Origin of the sequence: Ochrobactrum sp. SFR4 (genome assembly GCF_019730395.1) — a bacterium.
Taxonomy (GTDB): domain Bacteria; phylum Pseudomonadota; class Alphaproteobacteria; order Rhizobiales; family Rhizobiaceae; genus Pseudochrobactrum.
In genome coordinates this window covers 1-300 of the sequence record NZ_JAAPBB010000594.1, presented here as the reverse complement: position 1 = coordinate 300, position 300 = coordinate 1, and the positions used below count along the sequence as shown (strand labels likewise).

The window sequence follows — 300 nt, the reverse complement described above, 5'->3', positions numbered from 1 at the left end:
AAAAGAGAAGGCGAAGGTTGATGCAATTCGACACCATCATCAAGAACGGTACAGTAGTGACCGCAAGCGACACATATCGCTGTGATGTGGGCATATCCGCTGGAAAGATCGTAGCTCTTGCAGAGAATTTAAACACGGCAAAAGAGATCATCGATGCAACAGGCCTGCTGATTATGCCCGGCGGTATTGATAGCCATGTGCATATTTCACAATATTCCGGTGATGGTATTGTTATGGCAGATGACTTTGCCAGCGCAACCTTGTCTGCAGCTATGGGTGGTAACACGACAGTCATGCCTT

At 47.3% G+C, this 300-nt stretch carries 1 pseudogene; it reads left to right on the top strand.

Annotation, left to right across the window (positions count from 1 at the left end):
• Window positions 1-20: 20 nt before the first annotated feature.
• A pseudogene (locus HBA93_RS20410) lies at window positions 21-300 on the top strand (dihydropyrimidinase); the annotation flags it as partial.